At 51.3% G+C, this 24,269-nt stretch carries 19 protein-coding genes; 11 read left to right on the forward strand and 8 right to left on the reverse strand.

Features of this window, described 5'->3' with window-relative positions; translation table 11 throughout:
• The 11 genes from KDK13_RS11860 to KDK13_RS11910 all read left to right on the forward strand — a co-directional run.
• Window positions 1–590, forward strand: a 590-nt coding sequence (locus KDK13_RS11860; protein WP_257285181.1) for a PTS system mannose/fructose/sorbose family transporter subunit IID, incomplete at its 5' end; no start/stop codon positions are given.
• A gap of 118 nt (window positions 591–708) precedes the next feature.
• Window positions 709–1,143, forward strand: a complete 435-nt coding sequence (agaF, locus tag KDK13_RS11865) for a PTS galactosamine/N-acetylgalactosamine transporter subunit IIA (RefSeq protein ID WP_257285182.1) — start codon at window positions 709–711, stop codon at window positions 1,141–1,143.
• The gene (nagA, locus tag KDK13_RS11870) at window positions 1,144–2,409 is read left to right on the forward strand and encodes an N-acetylglucosamine-6-phosphate deacetylase (RefSeq protein WP_257285183.1); all 1,266 of its coding nucleotides are present in this window, start codon (window positions 1,144–1,146) and stop codon (window positions 2,407–2,409) included.
• Window positions 2,409–3,263 (forward strand): tagatose bisphosphate family class II aldolase, encoded by an 855-nt coding sequence (locus tag KDK13_RS11875; protein ID WP_257285184.1) that lies wholly within the window; start codon window positions 2,409–2,411, stop codon window positions 3,261–3,263. Before nagA ends, KDK13_RS11875 begins: the two co-directional genes overlap by 1 nt.
• Before the next feature lie 118 nt (window positions 3,264–3,381).
• Window positions 3,382–4,212: a 5-dehydro-4-deoxy-D-glucuronate isomerase gene (kduI, locus tag KDK13_RS11880; protein ID WP_257285185.1), complete on the forward strand. Its 831-nt coding sequence runs from the start codon at window positions 3,382–3,384 to the stop codon at window positions 4,210–4,212.
• Window positions 4,213–4,338: 126 nt separating this feature from the next.
• Window positions 4,339–5,103, forward strand: a complete 765-nt coding sequence (gene kduD / locus KDK13_RS11885; protein ID WP_257285186.1) for a 2-dehydro-3-deoxy-D-gluconate 5-dehydrogenase KduD — start codon at window positions 4,339–4,341, stop codon at window positions 5,101–5,103.
• 120 nt (window positions 5,104–5,223) lie between these two features.
• Window positions 5,224–6,294: a glycoside hydrolase family 105 protein gene (locus tag KDK13_RS11890; protein WP_257285187.1), complete on the forward strand. Its 1,071-nt coding sequence runs from the start codon at window positions 5,224–5,226 to the stop codon at window positions 6,292–6,294.
• 145 nt (window positions 6,295–6,439) lie between these two features.
• Entirely contained in the window at window positions 6,440–7,684 is a 1,245-nt protein-coding gene (locus tag KDK13_RS11895) for an anaerobic sulfatase maturase (RefSeq protein ID WP_257285188.1), read from the forward strand.
• Window positions 7,685–7,962: 278 nt separating this feature from the next.
• On the forward strand, window positions 7,963–9,603 hold the full coding sequence (locus KDK13_RS11900) for a sulfatase (protein ID WP_257285189.1): 1,641 nt from the start codon (window positions 7,963–7,965) through the stop codon (window positions 9,601–9,603).
• 51 nt (window positions 9,604–9,654) lie between these two features.
• Window positions 9,655–11,223 (forward strand): polysaccharide lyase 6 family protein, encoded by a 1,569-nt coding sequence (locus KDK13_RS11905; RefSeq protein ID WP_257285190.1) that lies wholly within the window; start codon window positions 9,655–9,657, stop codon window positions 11,221–11,223.
• A gap of 159 nt (window positions 11,224–11,382) precedes the next feature.
• Window positions 11,383–14,388 (forward strand): chondroitinase family polysaccharide lyase, encoded by a 3,006-nt coding sequence (locus tag KDK13_RS11910; RefSeq protein WP_257285191.1) that lies wholly within the window; start codon window positions 11,383–11,385, stop codon window positions 14,386–14,388.
• Window positions 14,389–14,571: 183 nt separating this feature from the next.
• On the opposite strand, the gene KDK13_RS11915 is transcribed toward KDK13_RS11910, so the two are convergent.
• The 8 genes from KDK13_RS11915 to KDK13_RS11950 all read right to left on the reverse strand — a co-directional run.
• Window positions 14,572–15,213, reverse strand: coding sequence for a response regulator transcription factor (locus KDK13_RS11915; protein ID WP_257285192.1), 642 nt, complete (start codon window positions 15,211–15,213; stop codon window positions 14,572–14,574).
• Window positions 15,179–16,606 carry a cache domain-containing protein gene (locus tag KDK13_RS11920; RefSeq protein ID WP_257285193.1) on the reverse strand — a complete coding sequence of 476 codons (1,428 nt, stop codon included), beginning with the start codon at window positions 16,604–16,606 and terminating at the stop codon, window positions 15,179–15,181. Before KDK13_RS11920 ends, KDK13_RS11915 begins: the two co-directional genes overlap by 35 nt.
• Window positions 16,607–16,707: 101 nt before the next feature.
• Entirely contained in the window at window positions 16,708–17,997 is a 1,290-nt protein-coding gene (locus tag KDK13_RS11925) for a TRAP transporter large permease subunit (RefSeq protein ID WP_257285194.1), read from the reverse strand.
• Window positions 17,998–18,014: 17 nt separating this feature from the next.
• Window positions 18,015–18,548: a TRAP transporter small permease subunit gene (locus KDK13_RS11930; protein ID WP_257285195.1), complete on the reverse strand. Its 534-nt coding sequence runs from the start codon at window positions 18,546–18,548 to the stop codon at window positions 18,015–18,017.
• Between the two features lie 60 nt (window positions 18,549–18,608).
• Entirely contained in the window at window positions 18,609–19,685 is a 1,077-nt protein-coding gene (locus KDK13_RS11935) for a TRAP transporter substrate-binding protein (RefSeq protein ID WP_257285196.1), read from the reverse strand.
• A gap of 241 nt (window positions 19,686–19,926) precedes the next feature.
• Window positions 19,927–21,714: a DUF4955 domain-containing protein gene (locus KDK13_RS11940; RefSeq protein ID WP_257285197.1), complete on the reverse strand. Its 1,788-nt coding sequence runs from the start codon at window positions 21,712–21,714 to the stop codon at window positions 19,927–19,929.
• Between the two features lie 78 nt (window positions 21,715–21,792).
• Window positions 21,793–23,706, reverse strand: coding sequence for a DUF6250 domain-containing protein (locus tag KDK13_RS11945; RefSeq protein WP_257285198.1), 1,914 nt, complete (start codon window positions 23,704–23,706; stop codon window positions 21,793–21,795).
• On the reverse strand, window positions 23,703–24,269 hold a 567-nt coding region (locus KDK13_RS11950; RefSeq protein ID WP_257285199.1), incomplete at its 5' end, for a YesU family protein. The genes KDK13_RS11950 and KDK13_RS11945, both read right to left, overlap by 4 nt.

The following is a 24,269-nucleotide window of genomic DNA, read 5'->3' on the forward strand; positions in this document are numbered from 1 at the left end:
CTCCAAAGCTGTTCACCTTCATTGTTGGCCTGGTGGCAGCGATGGAGCAGAACAAAGAGAAGCCAAGCACCATTCGTTCTCTGAAAGTAGCAGCCATGGGGCCGACCGGTGGTATCGGTGATGCCATTGACCACATGACCCTGATGCCAATTACCCTGGGTATCGGTGCGTCTATTGCCCTGGACGGCAGTGTGGCAGGACCTTTCGTGTTCTTCTTCCTGTACCAGATTATCCACTTCCCACTGTACTTCTGGCTGACCTTCTACGGCTACCAGTCTGGTGTGAACGCCCTGGCGCAGCTGAAAGAGAAAACGGTGCTGTTGTCCCGTGCGGCCACCATTCTGGGTCTGACGGTGGTCGGTGCGCTGAGTGCCAGCTTTATCAAGATCTCGACACCACTGGTGGTGGAGGCTGGGCAGGCAACGGTGCATATACAGGAAGATCTGCTCGACAAGATTATGCCGAACCTGCTGCCCCTGGGCTTTGTATTCCTGATGTACTACCTGGTACAGAAAGGTAAATCCCCAAGCGGCCTGATTGGTCTGACCATGGTGATCGGTATTGCCGGTAAGTACCTGGGCATTCTGTAAGCAATATTGAGGGGAGTCTCTCCCCTCTGATAATGTTTAGCGCTTAAACGCCTGTTAAGAAATGTCACCTTCTCCCCATAACATCAGGGTGGCATTTGAAGTTAAAGAGGAATTCAACATGATCGGTCTCGTAATCACCGGCCACCTTAACTTTGCCACCGGCTACCAGTCTGCCGTCAATGCTATCGCCGGCGACAGTGAGCAGGTTGAATATGTGGACTTTCTTGAGTCCATGTCGACCGATGAGCTGGAACAGAAAATCCGCGCAGCAGCCGACAAGGTTGACAGCGGTGAAGGCGTTCTGTTCCTGACTGATATTCCGGGTGGCTCTCCTTTCCAGCGTTCTGCCAAAGTAGCATCTGAAATGACGAATGCGGATGTGATTTCCGGCACCAACCTGGTCATGGCTGCGGAAGCCTGTCTTGAGCGTGATGGCATGGAACTGGCTGAGCTGGTTAAGCAGGTGATGGAAACCGGTATTGAAAACATCAAGAGCTTCCAGCAGGAACTGGGTGCCGTGAAAAGCACTGAAGTGATGGACGACGGAATCTGAATGATGATGGATTGCATCACTCTTTTTGGCTCTGGCAGTTTAGGCTCTGGCAGTTTAGGCTCTGGCAGTTCAGGCTCTGGCAGTGACAGCCAATATGCCCTGAAAGCGGCCCGGGTGTTTACGCCTGAAGGCATTCTGGAAAATGCGTTTGTTCACATCAGTCATGGCCGGATTGATTCGGTCAGCGATAACCTCAAGGCTGGCTACGCACTGGTGGATCTGGGCAATCACAAGCTGATGCCCGGCCTGATTGACATGCATATTCATGGCCAGAGTGGTGCAGACACCATGGATGCGACAGAAGAGGCCCTGGCAAAGATTGCCGGGGATCTGCCAAAGACCGGTGTCGTTGGCTTCCTGGGGACAACCGTCACAGCGCCCTGGCCGAAAATTCTGGCGGCACTGGCAAATGTCAAAAGCACCATGGGTAAAAACCTGACTGCTGATGTCGTCAGTGGTGCAGAGATTCTGGGTACTTATGTAGAAGGCCCATTCTTTACCCCGAAAAACAAGGGCGCGCATCCCGAACAGTTTTTTCTGGCCCCTTCGCAGGAGCGAATTGCCGATCTTCTGGAAGTGGCTGGTGACACATTGAAAGTAGTGGCCCTGGCACCGGAAACCGAAGGTGCAGTGGCAGCGACCAGGCAGTTGGTTGCTCATGGTGTTCGCGTGGCCATGGGCCATAGCGATGCCACCTGGGAACAGGTTGAGGCCTGCGTTGAGGCAGGCGCGACGATCGGCGTTCATCTCTATAACGGTATGAGTGGTCTGCACCACCGTGAGCCTGGCTGCGTGGGTGCCATGCTGGCTAATGACGCAGTCATTGCCGAGATGATTGCCGATGGCGTTCATGTACATCCGGCTGTATTGAAACTGAGCTGGAAGTGCAAGGGCACCGATCGTTCTGCACTGATTACCGATTGTATGTGTGCCGGTGGTTTACCGGATGGTGTTTATCAGCTGGGTGAACTGCCGGTGACGGTGAAAAATGGTGTTGCCAGGACGGATTGTGGTTCTCTGGCTGGTAGCACACTGTCGCTGAATAAAGCGATTAGAAATATGACAGGGCTGGCCGGGGTACCCGAGCTGGATGCCGTGAAAATGGCTTCAGAAGTTCCGGCCCGTATCCTGGGGGTAGGCCATAGAATGGGCTCGATCGCCCCGGGGATGGAAGCCAGCCTTACGGTAATGGACGACGATTTTAATGTACTGCTGACACTGGTTAAAGGTCAGCCGATATTTTCTGCTTGGAGTGAGACAAATTAATGGCACTTTATTCAACTAGACAAATGTTGCTGGATGCTCAGGCTAATCAATACGCGGTGCCTGCTTTTAATATTCACAACCTGGAAACCGTTCGAGTCGTTGTTGAAACCGCTGCAGAAATGCGCTCCCCGATCATTCTTGCGGGTACGCCGGGCACCATCAGCTACGCAGGAGCGCGCTACCTGGTAGCGATCGCCCGGACAGCGTCTGAAATTCACGATATTCCCATCGCGCTGCACCTTGATCATCATGAATCGTTTGGTGACATCAAGTCGCTGATTGATATGGGTGTAAAGTCTGTGATGATTGATGGCTCGCACCACGACTTTGAAGAAAACATCCGTATCGTACGTGAAGTCGTGCAATACGCCCATGCCCGTGACGTTACCGTCGAAGCCGAGCTGGGACGTCTGGGTGGTCAGGAAGACGACCTGATCGTTGATGAAAAAGATGCGCTGTATACCAACCCTGCACAGGCTGCAGAATTTATTGAGCGTAGCGGTATTGATTCCCTGGCCGTGGCCATCGGTACCGCACACGGTATGTACAAGTCCGAGCCAAAGCTGGACTTTGAGCGTCTGGCAGAAATTCGCAAAGTGACCACTGCGCCACTGGTTCTGCACGGTGCCTCTGGTATTACAATAGCGGACGTTCGTCGTACGATTGAACTGGGTGTGACCAAGGTGAACGTTGCCACTGAATTGAAGATTGCTTTCTCCGACAAGGTGAAAGAGTACTTCCTGGCCAACCCGGAAGCCAATGATCCTCGCAAATACATGGAACCGGGCAAAGACGCCATGGCTGCCCTGATTCGCGAGAAAATCGATATGTGTGGCAGCAGTAACCGGGCCTGAAAAGTCCGGGGACAGTAAAACTCCACACCTGCCTCGTTCCCACGGTCCTCCGTGGGAATGCCTACCGGACTTTCCTGCAGTGACACACCAAACGGAAAGAACAGAGAAAGAGAGACTTATGGAAATCCGTCAGCCTATTCACAGTGATCATGCCAAACAACTGGACACCGAAGGACTGCGTCGTGAGTTTCTGATCGATGGCATTTTTGCCAACGGCACCATTAACCTGACGTACAGCCATGTTGACCGTGTTATTGCCGGTGGTTGCATGCCCGGTACTGAAGCCGTGAAACTGGAAGCGGGCAAGGAAATCGGTGCTGATTTCTTCCTGGCCCGTCGTGAGCTGGGTGCCATCAATATCGGTGAAGCGGGTATCATCATCGTTGACGGCGTTGAGCACCAGATTGGCAGCCGTGAAGCACTCTATATTGGTATGGGCGCAAAAGAAGTTGCCTTTGCCAGTGTCAATGCTGACAAGCCAGCCAAGTTCTACCTGAACAGTGCACCAGCTCACGCTGCGTACCCTACCCGGAAAATCACCCAGGAAATGGCCAGCCCGGAAACACTGGGTGACTCTGAAAGCTGCAACCGCCGCACCATTTACAAGTACATGGTTCCAGCCGTTCTGGATACCTGCCAGCTGGCCATGGGCATGACCATTCTGGAACCCGGCAGCATCTGGAACACCATGCCATGCCATACCCATGAGCGTCGTATGGAAGTGTACTTCTACTTCGACATGAAAGACGACGGTGTTGTTTTCCATATGATGGGTGAACCTACTGAAACCCGTCACCTGGTGGTTCGCAATGAACAGGCGGTGATCAGCCCAAGCTGGTCTATCCACTCCGGTGTTGGCAGCTCCAACTACACCTTTATCTGGGGTATGGCCGGTGAGAACCAGACTTTCTCCGATATGGACTTCGTGCCAATGCAGGATCTGAGATAACCGGATGCTTGTTCCCACGCTTTTATGCCCTTCTGGTACCGCGTGGGAATGCATACCGCAATCATGATTAGATGAACAAAGTATTCCCGAGAATGGTTCCGGAATACCAGGATTAAGGAACTCCCCATGAATCAACAGTTTTCTTTCAGCCTCGAAGGTAAAGTTGCCCTGGTAACCGGTGCAAACACCGGTCTGGGACAGGGTATGGCGGTCGCTCTGGCTGAAGCAGGTGCAGATATCTGTGCCGTTGGTCATATTGATGCACCGGAAACCCGTGAGAAAATCGAAGCAGTGGGTCGTCGCTTTCATTTTGTGGAAGCCAACCTGCTGAGCATTGAGCCGGTTGAGCGCATTGTGAAGGAGGCTGTCGACGTCTTCGGTCGTATTGATATCCTGGTGAACAATGCCGGTATTATCCGTCGTGAAGATTCCGTGAATTTCAGTGAAAAAGACTGGGATGAGGTGATGGACATTAACCTGAAAACCCCATTCTTCCTGAGTCAGGCGGTTGCCAGACAGTTCCTGGAACAGGGTAACGGCGGCAAGATCATCAACATTGCTTCCATGCTGTCCTTCCAGGGTGGTATCCGTGTTCCTTCCTACACGTCCAGTAAGAGTGGCATCGCCGGCCTGACCCGTCTGCTGGCCTGTGAGTGGGCTCAGCACGGTATTAACGTTAACGCCATCGCTCCTGGCTACATGGCCACTGACAATACCACTGCCCTGCGTGCTGATGAGAAGCGTAATGCTGAAATCCTGGGCCGTATTCCTGCCAACCGCTGGGGTACTCCGGAAGATCTGGCTGGTCCTGTTGTCTTCCTGGCTTCTTCCGCCAGCGACTATGTTAACGGTTACACCGTCGCTGTTGATGGTGGCTGGCTGGCTCGTTAATCCGGATAAACAAGGACTCAATGGAGCCCTTGTTTAGCGATGCTCATGGGTAAAAGAAAAGCGCTTTCCAAGACCCCCACCACAGGAGCGCGCTTTTCATGAAAACAGATTAATACGACAATGACTGAACAAAAGACTCTTCCCGCCGTTTTTGATCATGCCGAAGCGGTAAAGCTGATGCGTATGGTGTGTGACTGGCAGCTGGCCAATCCAACCAAGTCCTGGATCCGTCGCAGCGGTGCTACTTATTACATCAAGGGTACTGACTGGGAACGTGGTGTCATGTACACCGGTGTTATGGCTACCTGGCGTGCAACCGATGACAGCAAGTACCTGGATGCAGCGATCAACTGGGCAAAAGATAACCAGTGGAAAGTCGGCCCTGAAGACCGTTTTGCTGATGACCATACCTGCTGCCAGACCTACCTGGAAATCTATCAGGCTCTGAAAGACGATGCTATGAAAGAGTCTTCCATCGAAGCATTTGACCTGATGCTCAAAGATCCAAAGCCGGGCCGTGAAGACTGGTGGTGGTGTGACTCCCTGTTTATGGCGCCACCGGCGTTTGCCATGCTGACAGAGCTGACCGGTGAACCAAAGTATCTGGATGCCATGAATACCCTGTGGTGGGACAGTGTTGACCACCTGCTGGATCCTGAAACCGGCCTGTTTTTTCGGGACAAGCGTTACATTCCTGATGGACAGGGTGGCGAACTGCGCGAAGAAAATGGTGAGAAAGTTTTCTGGGGTCGTGGTAATGGCTGGGTGGTTTCTGCGATCTGTCGTGTACTGGATCACATGCCTGAGGATTATGCTGACCGTCAGAAGTACATTGATCTGTTTGTGGCACTTTGCGAAGCGGTTGTGAAGCTGCAGGGTGACGATGGCTTCTGGCGTGCCAGTATGCTTGATCCAAAAAGTTTCCCATCACCAGAATCCAGCGCTACCTCGCTGTTTGCCCATGGTATGGCCTGGGGTATCAATAACGGTATCCTGGATCGTGATGCCTATATGCCAGCCCTGGAAAAGGCCTGGGCGGCCCTGAAAACCTGTGTCCACGAAGATGGCATGATGGGTTGGATTCAGCTTCCTGCCTTTAACCCGAGAGATACCAGGAAAGAGCACAATATTGATTATGGTGCAGGTACATTCCTTTTGGCAGCAGAAGAGGTTGCCAGACTTTGCGCTTAGTCACTGTCTAGAAGTTCAGGGAGTTGTATGTTTTTTGACCTTGCTCAATACCAGTAAGCGATAAAGCCAATATGATCTGCGGTCAAAATAATAAGCTCAGGGCTTGTTTTCGGGATTGCAGACGTTAGGTAAAGCAGAGGTAATTTTGACAGACTCCGTCTTCCATATCATGGCTAAGCCAGGCAGCTTTCAGTGCAATATGTCCTGTGACTATTGTTTTTATCTGGAAAAGGAAAACATCTATGGCAAGCGGATGCCGATGCGAATGGATGATGCAACGCTTCGTCAATACATCAAACAGCAGGTAAAAGCCCAGGCCAGCCTGCCTGAAGTCGGTTTTGTCTGGCAGGGCGGTGAGCCAACCATCTGTGGCCTGGATTTTTTCAAGACCATCGTCAAGTACCAGAAGCGTTACAGTAATGGCAAACCGGTTAATAACAGTATCCAGACCAATGGACTGCTGATTGACGACAAGTGGGCGCGGTTCCTTGCGGAAAACCGGTTCCTGGTGGGGATCTCCATTGACGGGCCTGAACATCTGCACGACCGCTACCGGGTTTCCAAAGGCCGGACCCCAACCTTTAAAAAGGTCATGGCCGCCATTGAGCGGATGAAAAAGTACCAGGTTGATTTCAATACCCTGACGGTCATTAATGATCATAACTGTGATCATGGCCTTGAGGTTTATCGCTTTCTCAAGTCCATTGGTTCAGATTTCCACCAGTACATTCCCATTGTTGAATTAATGGAGTCTGATGCCCGCATTGATGAACAGGCTGCGCAGCTTATTTTTCCGGTGAAGCGGGAAAACAATGCCATGACCGGCTTTTCTGTTCCCGGCTTTTCTGAAGAACGGGGTTATGGAAAGTTCATGACTGAGGTGTTTGATGAATGGGTTAAAAATGATGTAGGCAATATCTATGTGCGTCTGTTTGAAACCGTGCTCGCCCAGACGCTGGGATACCCGCCTTCAATCTGCATTTTCCAGAAAACCTGTGGTAATGCACTGGTGCTTGAACAGAACGGCGACCTCTATCCCTGTGACCATTTTGTCTATGAAGATCTTAAGCTTGGCAATATCCATGACGACTATGTGATCGATATGGCGACGTCAGATAAACAACAAGCCTTTGGTAGCAGCAAGGAAACCACATTGACAGACATCTGTCGTCGTTGTGAGTTTCTCAACCTGTGTAATGGCGGCTGCCCGAAGCACCGGGTTGTGGATATTGGTGAGACGCATCAGCAGAACTACCTGTGTGGCTCCTATAAAAAGATCTTCAGCCATATGAAGCCGTATATGGAATATATGGCTAATGAAATCCGCTATCAGCGTGCACCACAGACCGTTAAAAGCTTCACTCCTTCTGCACCATGTTCTGCACCATAGCTGGCCTGGTCGGCTCTTACCGAATTAATCTTTTTGTTCGAAAGAGGGTGAAAGAGAGAAGCAGTACTCAAGCCTGAACCCTCTTGCTTTGATAGTCGTCAATTTGAGGGGTGTTGATCTGAAAGTTTCTGTTTTATTTTCTTTCCTGTTGCCCGGTTTTCGTTTCGATGTTTTTCGTAAAGCGATAGAATTTGATTGGAGTCAATAAACGAAAACTTTTACAAAGTAATATGAAAGACTGTCAAAAAACGTCAAGACATGGGTGAGTGCAGTAAAAAATGACCAATCGCAGAGATTTCCTTAAAAGAAGTGCTGCACTGGCTGCAGTAGCAGGTACGGCCTCCGTGTCCGGTATGCTTGCCGGCTGCAGTGGAACAAGCCAGACAGTGACAGCTGACAATAAAGCAGGAACCCCGGAACAGGAACGCAAACGTCCGAATATTGTCTTTTTCCTTGCTGACCAGCATCGCCGTCAGGCACTGGGGCTGTGGCGTAATCCTCAGTATGCATCCTACCTGAATGGTGTGTCCGATCCGGTACATACACCAGTCATTGATCAGTTTGCCCAGCAGGGCCTGGTGCTTTCCCAGTGCTGCTCATCCACTCCGGTCTGCAGCCCTCACCGAGGCATGCTGTTCAGCGGGATGTTCCCCCACTCCAATGGTGTTCCATGGAACTGTCGTGTAGATCGTGACTGGGGACTGATTCGTGATACCGAGTCTCTGGCCAGGGTTCTGGGCAGAAACGGATATTCCTGTGGTTACATCGGCAAATGGCACCTGGATAAGCCGGAGCCCAATGATCCGGCCAACCCGGGCAAATATGTTGCTGAAAGCTCACCGAGCTGGACCGGACCTATCGAGCACAGCATGGACTCCTATACACCGCCGGAAGACCGTCAGGGTTTTGACTTCTGGTATGCCTACGGTACCGATGATGACCATGCCAACCCACATTACTACGACAATGATGGTAAACGTCATGAGCCTGGTATCTGGGCGACGGTCCATGAAACTGATGTTGCCATTGACTACCTGAAGAACACCCGTAACCAGCGGCACGCTGATAACCCGTTCTGCCTGTTTGTCAGTACCCATCCTCCACATCCGGACTATGCGGATCTGGAGGATACGGATCCTGAGATGTATCACGCACATTACTCTCCGGACAAAGTGGCGAATGTGGATGATCTGCTCAACCGCCCTAACCGTCATAACGATCAGCTGCCCATGAAAATGGTCTACAGCAGCAACGAACAGCTGATGAAAGGGAAGCCGGGCAAAGGGCTGAGTACTGAGGTTGTCCGCTATTACTATTCCAGTATTTCCGGTGTTGACCGCCAGTTTGGCCGGTTGTTGAAGACGCTGGATGAGCTGGGCATGTCTGAAAATACCATCGTCGTTTACACCTCGGATCATGGTGAAATGATGGGGAGTCATGGCCTGATGTCCAAGAGTACGGCCTATGAAGAAGCCCTGGGTATCCCGATGATTGTCCGTTATCCAGAGGCTATCAAACCGGGTATTAATGATGTCCTGATGGGGTCTATGGATTTCATGCCTACGTTGCTTGGCCTTGCCGGACTGAACAGCGAAATACCAACAGCCGTTGATGGACAGGACCTGACGCCTCATTTGCTGGGTACCGCTGCGAAGGAGAGCCGCCCAACGTCGATTCCCTATTTGCTGCATACCGAACAGAAAGGTCTTCGTACGGATCGCTACACCTTCGTGATCAACAGGGAAGGTGAAGGGGTTCTGTTTGATAACCGCAATGATCCTTATCAAATGCACAACCTGTTTGATCCGGGAAAAGAGGTAGTGAAAGCTCTTGGCAAGGAACTCGGTCAATGGCTCCGTAAGGGCGATGACCTGTGGTTCCAGATGCGCATCAACAAACACCTGATCGATTACGTCTGATTGCTTTTTCCGGGCAGCCACTGCCCGGTGTTCAGTTGCAGGAAATACTCAATGAATACCTTTATGTTTACGCCATCATGCAAATCGTCGCTGATGGTGCTGGCGGTTACGGTTGGCCTGCTGACCGGTTGCTCCGCTACTCAGGAAAAAGGGGCGGACAAGAGTCGGCCGGTGGCGGTATCACAGGTTGATAGCCAGGAGATCAGGGTCAGCAATCCCAGGGAGCTGACCCGGGCCATCAACCGGCTGCGCAGGGGCGGAACCATTATTATGGAAGCCGGCGATTATGCGGACCTGAATCTGAGCCTTGCCCGGGAATACCCGGCGGAAAAACCGTTGGTGATCAAGGCCGGAAAGGGTGGCACCGTGTTTATCACCGGGAATACCTCGATCAATATCAGTGGAGAAAATATCACGCTTTCAGGCCTGGTATTTGAAAGGGGCACCCGTTCCGGTGGCCAGGCGGAACTGATCTACATGGGCGGTGAGCATAACCGGATTACCCAGAGCCACTTCAATAATGTCGATGACCTGGCTGGTGTCTGGGTGCAGATGAATGGCCGTTATAACCGTATTGACCATAGCTGGTTTGAAGGCAAAACCAGCGGGCACAGTTATATCAATATGGATATTCCTGAAAACCAGCCGCTTTACCACCGTCTGGATAATAATTTCTTTACCCGCCAGCCACTGGGTAGAAATGGCGGCTCCGCTTCCCGGGTTGGCCATGGGTCCATGTACCTGAACAACGCCCGGATCACCTTTGAGTACAACCTGTTTGATGATGAAAGTGGTGAGAGTGAAATTATCTCGTCAAAAAGCAGTGAGAATATTTTCCGTTACAACACCTTCAAAAACTCCCATGGTACTTTGAGCCTGCGCCAGGGAGAGCGTGCCCTGGTCTATGACAACTACTTCATTGGCACCGGTGAAGACGGTCACGGTGGTCTGTTTGTCCGGGGCGAAGGCCATGTGGTTTTCAATAACTATTTTCATAACCTGAATCCACAGCCCAGATACAAGGAAGAAGGTGCTGTATCTTTTGGTGCGGCGACCGGTAATTTTGATACCCAGCGGTCAGCCAAAGGGTTGAATGGCCGACATTTCCCCATTACGCGCAATATTCTGTTTGCCAATAACACCATTGTTGAACCCGGTGATTTCGCCATTGTGATTGGTGCCCAGTACGGTACCCGTGACCGGACACTGATCCCCGATACGCTCTATATGGTCAACAACCAGATGACCGGAGCCAGACGACAGTCTGTACTACAACTGGAAGGGGCCAGGGATATGGTCTGGCAGGCCAATATCAGCAGTAATGCCGTCAGGGGAATTGACAGTGAAGGAGTGGATACCGTTGACCTGACCCTGGCGGACAGTGCCTTCGGACTGCCTTTACCGACCGGGCAGCAGCCAGGACTGGGTGGTGCTGATCTCAGTGCCTATCTGCAGAAACTGAAGCTGGACATGAAATGGAAAGAAAACCAGACAATTGTCGAGCGCATCCGGAATCAGCCGGCAACAGCCGGTTTCACCGTGCCTCTCAATCCTGAGGGGCAGCCAGTTTACCCCCTGTCGAAAAACGACGTTGGACCTTCATGGATGAAGCAGGGGTAAAGCTCCATTTTGGCCACAGGGCTGCAGGCTTCCCTGAAGGGAAGCCTGCCTGTTGATCATCCTTTGCGTACAGCACTTCATAACAGCCAAACCAGCCGGACATCCTTGCAAGGTTTATCAGGGGTAACCCGGCATTGAACACCCCTCATTGGAGTAACGATGAATATACCCGGAAACATGTGCCGGCTGGCCACCTCCATCTGCCTGGTGACCGGCGTAATGGGTGGACTTAACAGTCTGGATACCGAGGCCAGCGAGCAGCGCAGGGAAAAGCTCAGGGCCGAAATCGTTTCCTTTGAGGACGCAAAGGTGCCTCAGTGGGTTACCGCCAAGGCTGGCAAGCTGAGTATGGACAGCCATCACTATATCAATGGCCGTCAGAGCCTGCGCTGGGACTGGCAACCGGGGGATGTGCTGGAGATCAGGCTTCCTGAACCGTTTCGTTTCTACCCGAGAAGTGAGGCAACGGATGCTTACGGGCGGAAGGCCATTTCCCTGTTTTCAGCATGGCTTCATAATGATCAGCCTATGAACGAAAGCGTTCGCTTTGAGTTTGGTAATGGCGACAGCACCAGCAGTTCTTTTGCCATGAAGCTGAACTTTGACGGCTGGCGCAGTCCCGGGCAGGGCTTTGACCGGGATATGAGTGGGACCCCGGCCAGTACTATGGATACGGTACGAATTATTGCTCCGGATACTGCCAGCGGTGGCACTTTCCATATTGACCGGCTGATGGTCTCTATCGATGATGACCGTCGTCACTGGAGTGATTACCACACGACAACGGATAAAAAAGTGCCGGAAATCGATTTCGGTATTGCGGATAACCTGCCTGCAGCAACCGCTGGCCAGCTGGCTGATATCGAGGACATCAAAACCACCCTGAAGGACTACTATATTGGCAAGGGTAAACTGACCGAAGCAGAGATCAACCAGGTTCGTGAAGCGTTCGCCAAAACAGGCCTGAAGCGGGAAGGCGACCTGTTGACTGGTCGCCATGTCCTGACCAGTCAGCAGGTTAAAATTTATCAGCCCGCGTATCTGGATGCCGGTGACCGGCAGCTGTTGGATGATTATCTGATCTTCCGAACTTATGCCGAACTGATGCTCAGTATCGGTCAGATTTATCACAAGACCGACGACGCCGACCTGAAAAAAGAGATGGCGGAAAAGTTTGTGATGATGAGCGAACATCTCTACAACCAGGGTTTTGTCAAAGGCAGTACCCTGGTGACCAGCCACCACTGGGGCTACAGTGGCCGGGACTGGTACGCCTCCATGCTGGTGATGGAAGAGGTGCTGAGTGACGCCGGTCTGCTGGATGACGCTTATGATGCGCTTCTCTGGTATTCCCGTGAGTTCAAGGACAGCTTTGATATGGAGCTGAACAAGCACAGCTCCAACCTGGACTACTTTAACACCCAGTCCCGCCAGCATCTGATTATGGTGCTGCTGGAAGAAAACCCCGATCGTCGTGTAGCGCTGGTGAAAAAGTTCAGTCACTTTGTTTCCGGTGCCCTGGCCCAGACGCCTCCGGGGGAATACGACGGCCTGCGTCCGGATGGTACCGCTTACCGCCACCGTGGTAACTATCCCGGCTACTCATTCCCTGCCTTTGAGGGTATGGCTCATGTGGCTGAAGTGCTGGCTGGCACCGGGTTTGCCCTGACGCCTGAGGCCCGGTTGAATGTCAGGAAAGCGGTGATGGCCGCCCGGAATTATGGTAATCCGGAAATTGGTATGGGGATCAGTGGCCGCCGTCCGTTCAAAGGCAGCAGCGTTGAGGGTATCAAAGAGACCTACCGGATGCTGGCCCTGGCCGGTGATGCCCGGACCGGAGAACCTCTGGACCGTGAACTGGCCGCTACTTACCTGCGCCTGGCCGGGCTGGATGAAACTGCCAGTGTCGCGCTGTTTGGTGAGAAGGTGATGCCGGAAGCCATTCCCCAGGGACACTGGAGTTATAATTACGGTGCTTTTGGCATCCACCGTTTTGCAGACAAGATGGTCACCCTCAAGGCCTTTAACAAGTACGTCTGGTCTTCCGAGATCTACCATAATGCTAACCGCTATGGCCGTTACCAGAGCCATGGCAGTGCCCAGATTACTCCGATGGGTGACCAGCCGGAGCTGACCCGTGGGGAAAAAGGCTTTGATGAAAATGGTTGGGACTGGAACCGTATGCCGGGTGCCACCACCATTTATCTGCCGCTGGAGAAGCTGGAAAGTCCTAACCGTCATACCCTGATGCTGCGCTCTGGCGAGCGTTTTGGCGGCAGTGGCAACCTGGATAACCGCTACGGTGCCATGGGCTTCAAGCTGGGTTCGATAGAGCCCATGAAGAACATCGACGGCAGCTTTGAGGCGCTGAAATCCGTTACGGCTATTGATAACCGCCTGGTGATGGTGGGCAGTGATATCAGTAACAAGACGGCTGATGCACCCACAGAAACCACGTTGTTCCAGCATGCCATTAATGAGCGGGCCAGTGATATCCGGGTTAATGGACGACAAGTGACAGATTTCCCGTTCCAGGCATCCCTGGGGCAGGGCGACTGGCTGATGGATGGTCATGGCAACGGTTACCTGATCGTCAGCGACAGCCAGGTAGAAGTCCGTAGACAGCACCAGAACTCACGCCACAATGAGGATAAAAGGCCAACAGAAGGAAACTTCTCCGTGGCCTGGATTGATCATGGTGCCAGGCCAGAGGATGCCGGTTATGAGTACCTGGTGGTGCTCGATGCCACACCGGAGAAAATGGCGGATCTGGCTAAACAGGCTGCTGCAGGTCAACTGCCCTATGAGCATGAGCAGAAGCGCAGCCTGCACCAGACCTTTGACAAGGCAAGCGGTGTTTCCAGCTATGTTGCCTTCAGCTCTGCCCGTCCCAACGACGATTATATTGTAGCCATTGGTGCGCCTGCCATTATCCTGCTGAAGAAAAATGGCGAGGAACTGGATATGAGTGTGGCCTCCACCGATCTGAACCTGGACCGTGAAACACTGAGTGCACCGGTCAAGGTCAACCTGACGGTAAAAGGAGCCTGGAAGACAGCGGAAGCCATGGAGAATGTCAGCGCTGTCGTGAAAGGTCGTCGCACCCAACTGGTTGTTACTGCCAAAGATGGTATTCCAGTGCAATTCAAGCTGGTTCGTGGTTGATGTTGTTTATTCGATAAGCCTGTTTCAGAGGCTATCGACGTAAAATGGTGTGGATGCGCGGGGTTTCTATATTTGGAAATCCTGCTTTTTTTCTCGTTCCCTTATGCGGACCTGCGATGTCCCATTGTTCAGACAATGCTTTATCGCAGGTATCACCAGTGCTCACTGTATATAACAATCACCTTAAAGAATGCCCTTTGCTTTCTCCAGTGCATAGCGCACCAGTCCAGCCGCTGTTTTGATATTAAGTTTTTTTCGGATATTTTGCCGGTGCACTTCAGCAGTTCTGACGGATATAGACAACTGCCCCGCGATTTCTTTATTGCATAGACCCTCGGCAACCAGGGCAAGGACAGATTCTTCCCGCTGGGTCAGGGTCGTACGGTTATTTTCCGAAGCATCATTGTTTACGCCTACAAGGTATTTGGTTGTTCCGGAGCTGAAAAAGGTGCCTCCCCTATGCACCGTTTGAATCGCAAGAATAATTTCTTCCGCATCAACGTTTTTCAGAACGTAACCACAGGCGCCCAATTGCACCAGTTTATGAATATACTCCCTCTCTTCATGCATGGTCAGTGGCAACAGTTTGATATCCGGCATTTCCTTCGACAACACTGAAATTGCCTCGATCCCCCCCATAACCGGCATGGAAATATCCATAAGAATCACGTCCGGTGAAAGGGCTTTAGCGGCTTGAATGGCGTCTTCACCATTATCGACACTGGCGATAATGTGGATGCCACTTTCTCCATCAAGGCTGGCTTTCAGCCCCTCACGAACCATCGGGTGATCATCTGCCAGCAAGACTCGAATTTCTGTTTCCATAAGATTCCTGAACCTTTTCTTTATAAACCGCTGTCAGGTAAAAAATGGCGCTGATGCTGGTGCCCGGCAGTGGGTTTTTTTTGCCATTTTCACGAGGTGTATTCCGGTAATTGATCTGAAGCGTTCCTCCCAGAAGCTCCGCTCTCTCTTTCATATTATTCAGGCCAAGCCCGTTTTTTTTTCGTTTGGGAATACCAACCCCATTGTCTTCTATAGTCAGCGTCACAACATCGCTATGCATCTGCACGCTAACTGAAATTTCAGTGGCTCCTGAGTGTTTTTCGATATTAGTCAGGGCTTCCTGGATAATCCGGTAGATGGTGATTTCAAGAATATCAGGCAGTGATTGCTGCAGATGAATGCGGGTAATCACTCGAATCTGCTGACGTTCAGACAGGCCTTTCAGCATTTCCTTTAAGGCGGCCTCAAGGCCGAGATCGTCCATCAATACCGGACGCAGATCATGGGATACACGACGAACTTCAACCATAGCCTGATCAATCGTGCCCATGGCTTTTTGAAGGTGTTGCCTGGCGACATCCTGCCCCCACTTTTTATCCACCAGGTTGATCCATAACCGTGTGGAAACCAGCAGCTGATTTATGCCGTCGTGCAACTCCCGGGAGAATGCCCGACGCTGGTTAACTTGGAGCTTTAATGAGTTTTGCGCAATTTCCTGCAGTCGCCGGTTGGCCAATTGTGTTTCGCGGATGTTGATTATCAATCCCGTCAGGATAATCACAATAACCGAAATCGCTACAATGCCACTGACAGTGAGCAGTGTGTTCTGGATATTATTTTCAACATCTTCCCGGATACCAGACACCTCCAGCATAACATCATCCAGATATATCCCGGTGCCCAGCATCCAGCCCAACTCCGGAATGTTGACAACATAGGCTAATTTATCCTCTGTTCCGTTTTTCGAAGGCTTTCTCCATTTGTAACGTTCATAACCCCCTCCCTGGCTGGCATGGTGCAACAGATTTCGTATCAGGTGTTTACCGTCACTGTCTTGTATATCCAGTAAATTCTGGCCAATTAAATAGGGTTGCACCGGATGCACATGGTTAACACCATCCATTGAGTACGCGAAAAAATAACCATCCTCACCATAATGCAGGGCTGACAATATCTCCTTAACTTCCTGCTCTACAGTGGAGCGGGATGCACCTTGCGTCAGCCGGCTGAGAGGGTCATCGATGGTTGCCAGCGCCAGTTCCACATAATGTTTCAGCTCGGTCCGCTTGGAGGCCAGGAGATTACGTTCAAATGTAGCAATTTCCTGTTCAGACAATATTTTTGTCTGACGTTGGTAGATGGTGGTGATAGCCACTGAAATCACGATCAGCGGCAACAGTGTGAGTAAAATTATTTTTGTTTTTAATGACACGGGCAAATACATCCTTCAGCCATTTTGCAAAAATATCCTACCTTACCGGCTAAAGCAATCAGGCCGCAAAAGCGGCCTGATAAGCGTCAACTCACCGGTATTCAAACCAGGCCGTAGAATTGTGGGAATAACAGAATTGAGATCACCACGGCTACCTGCATCAGGATAAAGGGCAATACACCTTTATAAATATCAATGGTCTGTATAGAGGGTGGCGATACGCCTTTCAGATAAAACAGACTGAATCCGAAAGGTGGGGTCAGGAAGGATGTCTGCAGATTCATGGCAATCAAAATGGCGAACCACAACGGTGCAATGCCAAGGGCATCAGCAACCGGGGCCAGAATGGGAACAATAATGAAGCTGATTTCAACAAAGTCGATAAAGAAGCCCAAAACCAGAATGGCCACCATGGAGAGCAACAGGAAACTCGTTGCCCCACCGGGCATATTGGTCAGTACCTCTTCAACAATGTAATCACCGCCGGTGTAAGTGAAGGCCATGGAGAAGGCTGTGGCACCCAGAAGAATAGCAAACACCATTGCGGTCACCTTGACCGTTTCCAGGGAGGACTCGTAAACCATTTTCCAACTGAACTGCCGATAGACCAACGACAGTAACAGAGCACCCACACACCCGAGAGCGGCAGATTCAGTGGGTGTGGCAATACCGACAAAAATAGAGCCCAGGACAATAAGTATCAGAGCCAGTGGAGGAATAATTGCTTTCAGTGCCTTGAAGTATTGCTCACGACGACTGCTCACATCCTCATCCAGTGGCAGGGCAGGAGCGAGTTCGGGGCGAATCCAGGAATAGACGACGATATACAGAACATAAACACCGATCAGAACAAAACCAGGGCCAACCGCCGCTTTAAACAGATCACCCACCGGTATCCCCATCACATCACCCAGAATAATGAGAATGATGGACGGTGGTATAATTTGCCCAAGGGTACCGGAAGCGCAGATGGTTCCGCAGGCCAGCGACTTATCGTAGTTGTACTTCAGCATAACCGGGAGTGAAATCAACCCCATGGCAACAACCGAAGCACCGACGACACCGGTGGATGCTGCCAGCAATGCGCCTACCAGCACCGTGGAGATTGCCAGACCGCCTTTGATACCACCGAAAAGCTTGCCCATGGACTCAAGCAACTGTTCAGCCAGCCTGGTCTTTTGCAGAATAATGCCCATAAACACAAACAGTGGTACAGCCATCAAAACGACATTCTGCATAATGCTCTGGATGCGAAATGGCATGAAGGCAAACATATCCATCCCTTCAGCCCAGACACCAAAAATCAGGGCGATCCCGCCAAAGGTAAAGGCAACCGGGAAACCGACAAGCAGCATCAACAGCGCCACGAAAAACATCACAATACCAGTCATTGTTGTGTCACCTGTTATCAGTGTTGTGGTGGGACGTAACAGCTATCAGACCGTCTTCCGGTCAGAACATTAATGCTGTGCAGGAACATTGCCAGGCCACTGATGGCAATGGAAAAAAATGTGAAGGGTATGACCGATTTAATAATCCACCGGTATGGCAGGCCTCCGGGGTCTCCGGATGTTTCCCCCAGCTCATAGGCTTCCCGGGCAAAACCAATACCGTAATAGCCAACCAGCAAGGCAAACGGCATTAGCAGTATGATTGCTCCGAGCAGGTCAATCCATGCCCTGTGCCTGATGGACAGCCGCTCGTAGATCAGGTCTACACGAACATGACCATTAGTTCGCAGGGCATAAGGAACACCCAGCATAAAGACTGTGGCAAACAGGTGCCATTCCAGCTCCTGCAGGCCAATAGAGACATTATTGAAAAGGTATCGGGCAACCACATCCCAGAAAACATTAAACACTAATAAGATAAACAGCAGCGCGGCTATTTTTCCCAATACGTCCGAGAACCGGTTGAGCAGATTTTCAAGCCGCACCAGCATAACGCTTCTCCGCCATCAACAGATAAGTAAAGGAGCCCGGAACCAGGCTCCCCAGGGGGGTTATTCTGTGTCGAAATTATTCAGGTAGGCCTGGTCTGAAATGTTCGTCCAGCGACGTACTTTTTTCAGGTAGTCCGCCTGTGAGTCAAGGATTTCCCTGGCGAGTGGGTCTTCTCCGGCTTTCTGTGCCAACAGTTTGGTGTTAGCCGCCTGCATGGCCTGGATGACCTCGGCCGGGAAATCCCGGATCTGGATATTGGGGTATTCAGCCTTCATTTTATCCAGGTTCACGGCAGACTCATGATAGGACTGAATGTACATATCATAAGCAGCGGTACGCATGGCAACTCTCAGGATTTCCTGAAGATCAGCCGGGAGACGATCCCAGGTACGCTTATTGACCAGGAACTGTAATTCAGTACCAGGCTCATGCCAGCCGGTGTAGTAAAAAGGGGCGATCTGGTGGAAGCCCATACGCATGTCCAGTGAGGGGCCAACCCATTCCAGGGCGTCAATGGTCTTACGTTCGAGGGCAGTGTAAAGCTCGCCGGATGGAATGTTTGTGGGTTTTGCGCCCAGCTCCGCCATAACCTCACCGGCAAAACCCGGGATGCGCATTTTCAGACCTTTCAGGTCTTCGAGAGAGTTGATCTCTTTCTGGAACCAGCCACCCATTTGATTACCGGTATTGCCGCCAGGAAAGCTCTTCAGGTTGAACTTGTCGTACACCTTATCCATCAGCTCCTGACCACCACCCTGATAGAACCAGGCGTACTGCTCTGATGCGGTCATACCAAACGGCATGGTGGTGAAGTACAGTGTGTTGGGCACCTTGCCCTTCCAGTAGTAGGATGCTGAGTGACCCATGTCGTATTGTCCACTGCGCACCATATCAAAGACACCGAAAGCGGCCTTGTGCTTATTGGCACTGTCGATGGTGATTTTCAGTCGACCATTGGACATCTTCTCAGCCATAGCGGCCATATTGCGGGGAGTATCACCGAAAATCGGGAAGTTGCTCTGCCAGGTCTCGGCCATTTTCAGGCGATAAACTTTTTCGGCTGCCTGTGCTGAACCGGCAAAAGCCGCAACGCACAATGCCGTCGCCATTATTTTTTTGCTAAAGGAGAGTTTCATAGCCACCTGCTGATGGAAGTTTATTATTCGAATTATTGCAATGGTAATCCTGACGCAAACACGACGATATTAATATAAGCGTTACCGCTAAACCTCATCTAAGTGTTATTACTTAGATGAGGTTTGGTTAATTCCCGAGGAGCAGCGATCAAGCAAATAAGCAACCGAATCTGCCAGTGGCCAGCTTATGGAAGTTCTGCTGTTCCTGGTGGTCTTTTGGTTAGGTTTTTTTTATAGCAGTCTAAGGCTCGATTGAAATCAGCCACTCAGGCAGTTTGCCTAAGCGGTATTCCAGTTGCGCCAGAAACAGTGAGTCCGGTAATACCGGTTGGCCATTGGATTCAATATAAGCCTGTGGCTCATCGGGCAGGGGCTTTTTATAAAGCTGAGGCGCTTTATGGTTGATGTACTGGTAGTAGTCCTGCTGACTGGCAAAATGAACCTTTTGGCCATGTATACCCACAACCACCGGCATGATCATGCGGCCATATTTTGCAGGGCGCATAAATTCATACGGCTCATCACTGGTATAAGCGACACCGGTATTTTCAGGGTTCCAGAACACCAGCCCCGCAAGATGGTTGGGCTGATTCACCGTAGCGCCACCCCAGCGACCATAAATCCAGCCGCCCTGGCTACGGTCAAACAGGTTAATGCGTGGTTGGGCTGCATGCAGGTCAGGAGAGGTGGTGCCTGAATGCCAGGTATCCAGATGGACGTTGGAGGAAGAGTAGTGAGAAAAGCCCGGTGAGTGCCAGGTATCGGCCTCATCCCGAACATTCATACTCAGGTTATTAAAGGAATTCAGAAACTGCAGGGACAGGTGCCCCGGATTACCATGGAAGCTGATATCCATCACCGTAGAGTTGACGGTGTCGGTCAGCAGCAGTCCCTGGTTAAAGTCCGTAAAGGTGACATTTTTTACCCAGCTGTTGGCAGATTGTCTGATTTCAACAAAGCCCCATCCACTGTCGTGTATAGCTGACTTGTGGTGTTTGAACTTCTCCTTCCAGTTCCCCCGGAAGGCCAGATCTTCCAGGCCTATCTCTTCGGTCCGGTCACTGCGGTAGACGGTCCATTTATCGTCAGGGTAGATATTAACCTGTACCGGGGCGGCCAGTGTCAGTGTATGACCATTGATGGCCGTGATCTGATGAATCTCCCGAAGCTCAAGACCCTGCTGCAGTTTCGTCATACCAGGCTCAATACGGTAAGGTCCCATATGTTCCTGAATGTGTTCCGAATTAGTAACTTTGGCAAAGATCTCGATCCAGTCGCCTGTCTTCAGACGTTCTGTGCCAGTAACCTGAAGCTGTCTGCTGGTACCACCGGTTACTGGTTGTGTAATGGTGCCAACCTTTTCACGACGGCCCTCTCCTAGGCTGAAGAGCCTTGGAATTGAATAGAGCTTCTTCGGATCTGTCTGCAGGTGAGGCTGATCCATATACAGCTCGGTTTTGTTGCCACAGCCCCTCAGGATGAAGTGACCCTCTGTTACCCTGATACTCTGGCTGCCCAGTGACTCAGTGCTTTCAGGATCAATCAATGCCATATCCGATGGCTCATTCATCCGGAAACGGCCTGCTGGAAACAGCAGTACCGCACCTTTTGCGGTACCCTGTCTGATAGCCTTCTCAGCCGTTTGAACGGCCTTTCGAACAGCGGCTTTATCACTTTTGCCGTCATTGGGGACAGCGCCATACTCAGTCACATCAAAAATGGTATAACCCGTGGCAGGGTCAACCGTTGCTGCAGAGCTGCAGTTGGATGGGTGAGACAGCGTTGGCAGTGGTCGCTCATTTTGATGATACCCGGCGTAGGAGAAATTGCTGATAACCGGCTGTTGGTTGCTGGTGAAATCAGGGGCCATCAAGTCTGAGCCTGCGGCCCTGGAATCTACCCACACCTGCCAGATAGAAGACAGGTTTCCGGTTGTTGCTGCTGCCTCAGGCAGATCTCCGTAAGCCATGACAGGCAAGCTGATCATCAGCGCCGAGCCAATGGCCAGAGGGAGTACATTGAGTTTCATAACTGGAGATGTCCAAAGTGGTAAAGTTCACTCCCCGGCTGCGGCAACAGGCCAGGGATGTAGAAAAGAGCCGTGTGATTATCCCTGCAAACTGGCGTTATGGTTTCTGTAGTACCAGAGCCATGGGGTCCAGCTCAGGGACAGATTTTTGGCCAGTGTTTTTTCGGCAACCTCCATTACCTCATTACCAGCCCAGCCAAGGACGATGAAAGGCCCGGCAGCCTTGTTCTTTTTAGCCTTGGAGGATGAGCCAGCTTCACGAAAATCGGCATTGCTGCCTTTGATAAAGGCAGTGACCTCACTGTCATTACCGGTCAGCATAATATCGAGAAAAGTGTCCACAAATGGCTGCATTTTCTCACGGGTAAGACCGTAGGGGTTATCGCCGTTGTTATAGAGTCTGGTAAGAATCTGCAGGTCCAGTCGTCCATGGCTGCTGTCTTCCTGTCGGCTGTCCCGGTCAGCAGGCGCGTAATACCAGTAATAGTATGTCTTGCCATTCTGTGTGTAGATCTCGATATCATCAAAGAAGAAATCCAGCTGGCTCTGTACCATGGACTGATAGAATGCCACCCGGTCGGAGGTGTCGTCCATCAGTTGGCGTGTGCGGGCCAGATCATCCAGAACCTGCATCATGGCCAGTGAACGGTTCCAGGCTGGATAGCGGCCAGCCAGGTCCGGCTCAATTTCTCTCATTTCCCTGGTATCCGGGGTTTTCAACAGATTGGTCTTTGCCTCGTACCAGTCTGGAAAAATAAAGTCATTCAATGTCTTCTCGATTTCCTGAAGATAGAATGCCGCTTTTTCTCCATAGGTTGTTCCGGAATCAGCGAGATACTGCTCACCAAAAGGAATACTTTTGTCCCAAAGTGCTGGTGTTTCCATAATGATTCGCGCATTTTCAGCAATAGGCTGGAGGATCATGGCGGTCAAAATGGTATTGGTAAATGGCTGCTGTCTTCCTTTGGCGATGTATTGCTTACTGATGGTTGGCCAGACCCGTGCCCGCTTACCCGCAGTGTAAACAATATCGCCCTTTTCCGGGTCATTCCGACGAGCCAGCAGCTCATCACTCAAGCGAAGCGACTGGTCAAACAGTGACAGGTCACCCGTGGCCAGATAGGCAGCGTTAATACCCAGCATGGTCGGGCCCTGTTGCCAGGACATCCGCTTTTTATTGTTATTGGCAAACGTTTCAAAACCAGCAATCTGTCGTTTGTAATCCGCAAGTTCTTGCGCTGGTGGTAATACTTTTTTTTCCAGTGCCGGCTTTACCCGGTAGACCCTGAAGTTGTCGATCTGCATATGACTCTTCCAGGTACGGAAGCCAAAGTAGCCATCGACGAAAGGCTGTTCATCCAAGATGTCATAGACCAGCACCTCATCACGCCACATTTTCCAGCGAACTCCATCATGAACCAGGCGTATTTTCATCGGAGTGTTGATTTTGTTCCGGTAGGACTCGCCGCTGAGGTCGTGCTCTGGCATCAGCGGGCGGGTGCCATCACCTGGATAACGGCGCATGCGGGTTGTCGTATTATCATTAGCACCATAGCCTACATAGTAAAGACTCATACTGTCGTATTTACGCATGTCCCCACCCCGCTCTTTACTTCTGGCAAAGAAGTCGGGTGATGCTGGATCAGTGGCCATCCAGAAAAAGTTCAGGTCACTACCGCGGTCATTGGGGCCACCGGCCATTACCATGGTGGCATCGAACTCCACCATCACCGGTGCCTGCAGCTTTTCCCTGAACCAGACAGTGGTACCACCGGCATCATCAATATCCATCTGGCCATTGAGCAGCGTGGTACTGCTGGCAGGCAGCTGTTCAATAACCCACTGGTCCAGTGACGTATCAAACTTATCGGAATAGAGGTGTGCTGCCAGTGTCAGGTTATCAGGCAGCTTTTCTGGAGAATCAGCCTGTGCAGAGCCTGCAGCCATAAGGAATGCGCTGCAGCCAATCAATAATGCTTTCCTGATCATCATTTAACAGGGTCTTCGCTTTTTTCCGCAACAGACCAGACACGGAAATTGCGGTAGCGGAATACGCTCCATTCCATCTGCCTCAGGGCAATCCGGCCAGCGCCATAGACTTTACCATTAATGGAGCCATCATCAGTCCAGTTGATGATCTCCCGGTCATCGACATAGAGAACTATATTGTTTTTGTTTTTCATCAGGGTGACCTGATGAACAGCTGTTGAGTGATGCTCAATACCGATTGGGCCTTTGGCAACCACATGCTTGCCGCTATTTTTGCGCAGGTGGCTCTGGGGACGCTTGGCATTTTCCGGATTATTGGCGTAGTAGGAGATGTGGTAGTTGCTCAGAACATCATTGTTATAAAATGAGAAAGTACCATCCCGCTCTGGCAGCGAGGGATCCATCACATCTTCACCATTGGGGCCGGTAGCGGCAAAGAAGACAATGGTCAGGCCTGCTTCGGTATGCAGGTTCTGCATTTCCCACTGGGCAATAAAGCTTTCCGGGAAGTTTTCCGGAGCCCAGAAGACATGCTGCCACTCTTCATCAGGTGACCACATCTTCAT

The organism is Endozoicomonas sp. SESOKO1 (assembly GCF_024606265.1).
Taxonomy (GTDB): Bacteria; Pseudomonadota; Gammaproteobacteria; order Pseudomonadales; family Endozoicomonadaceae; genus Endozoicomonas.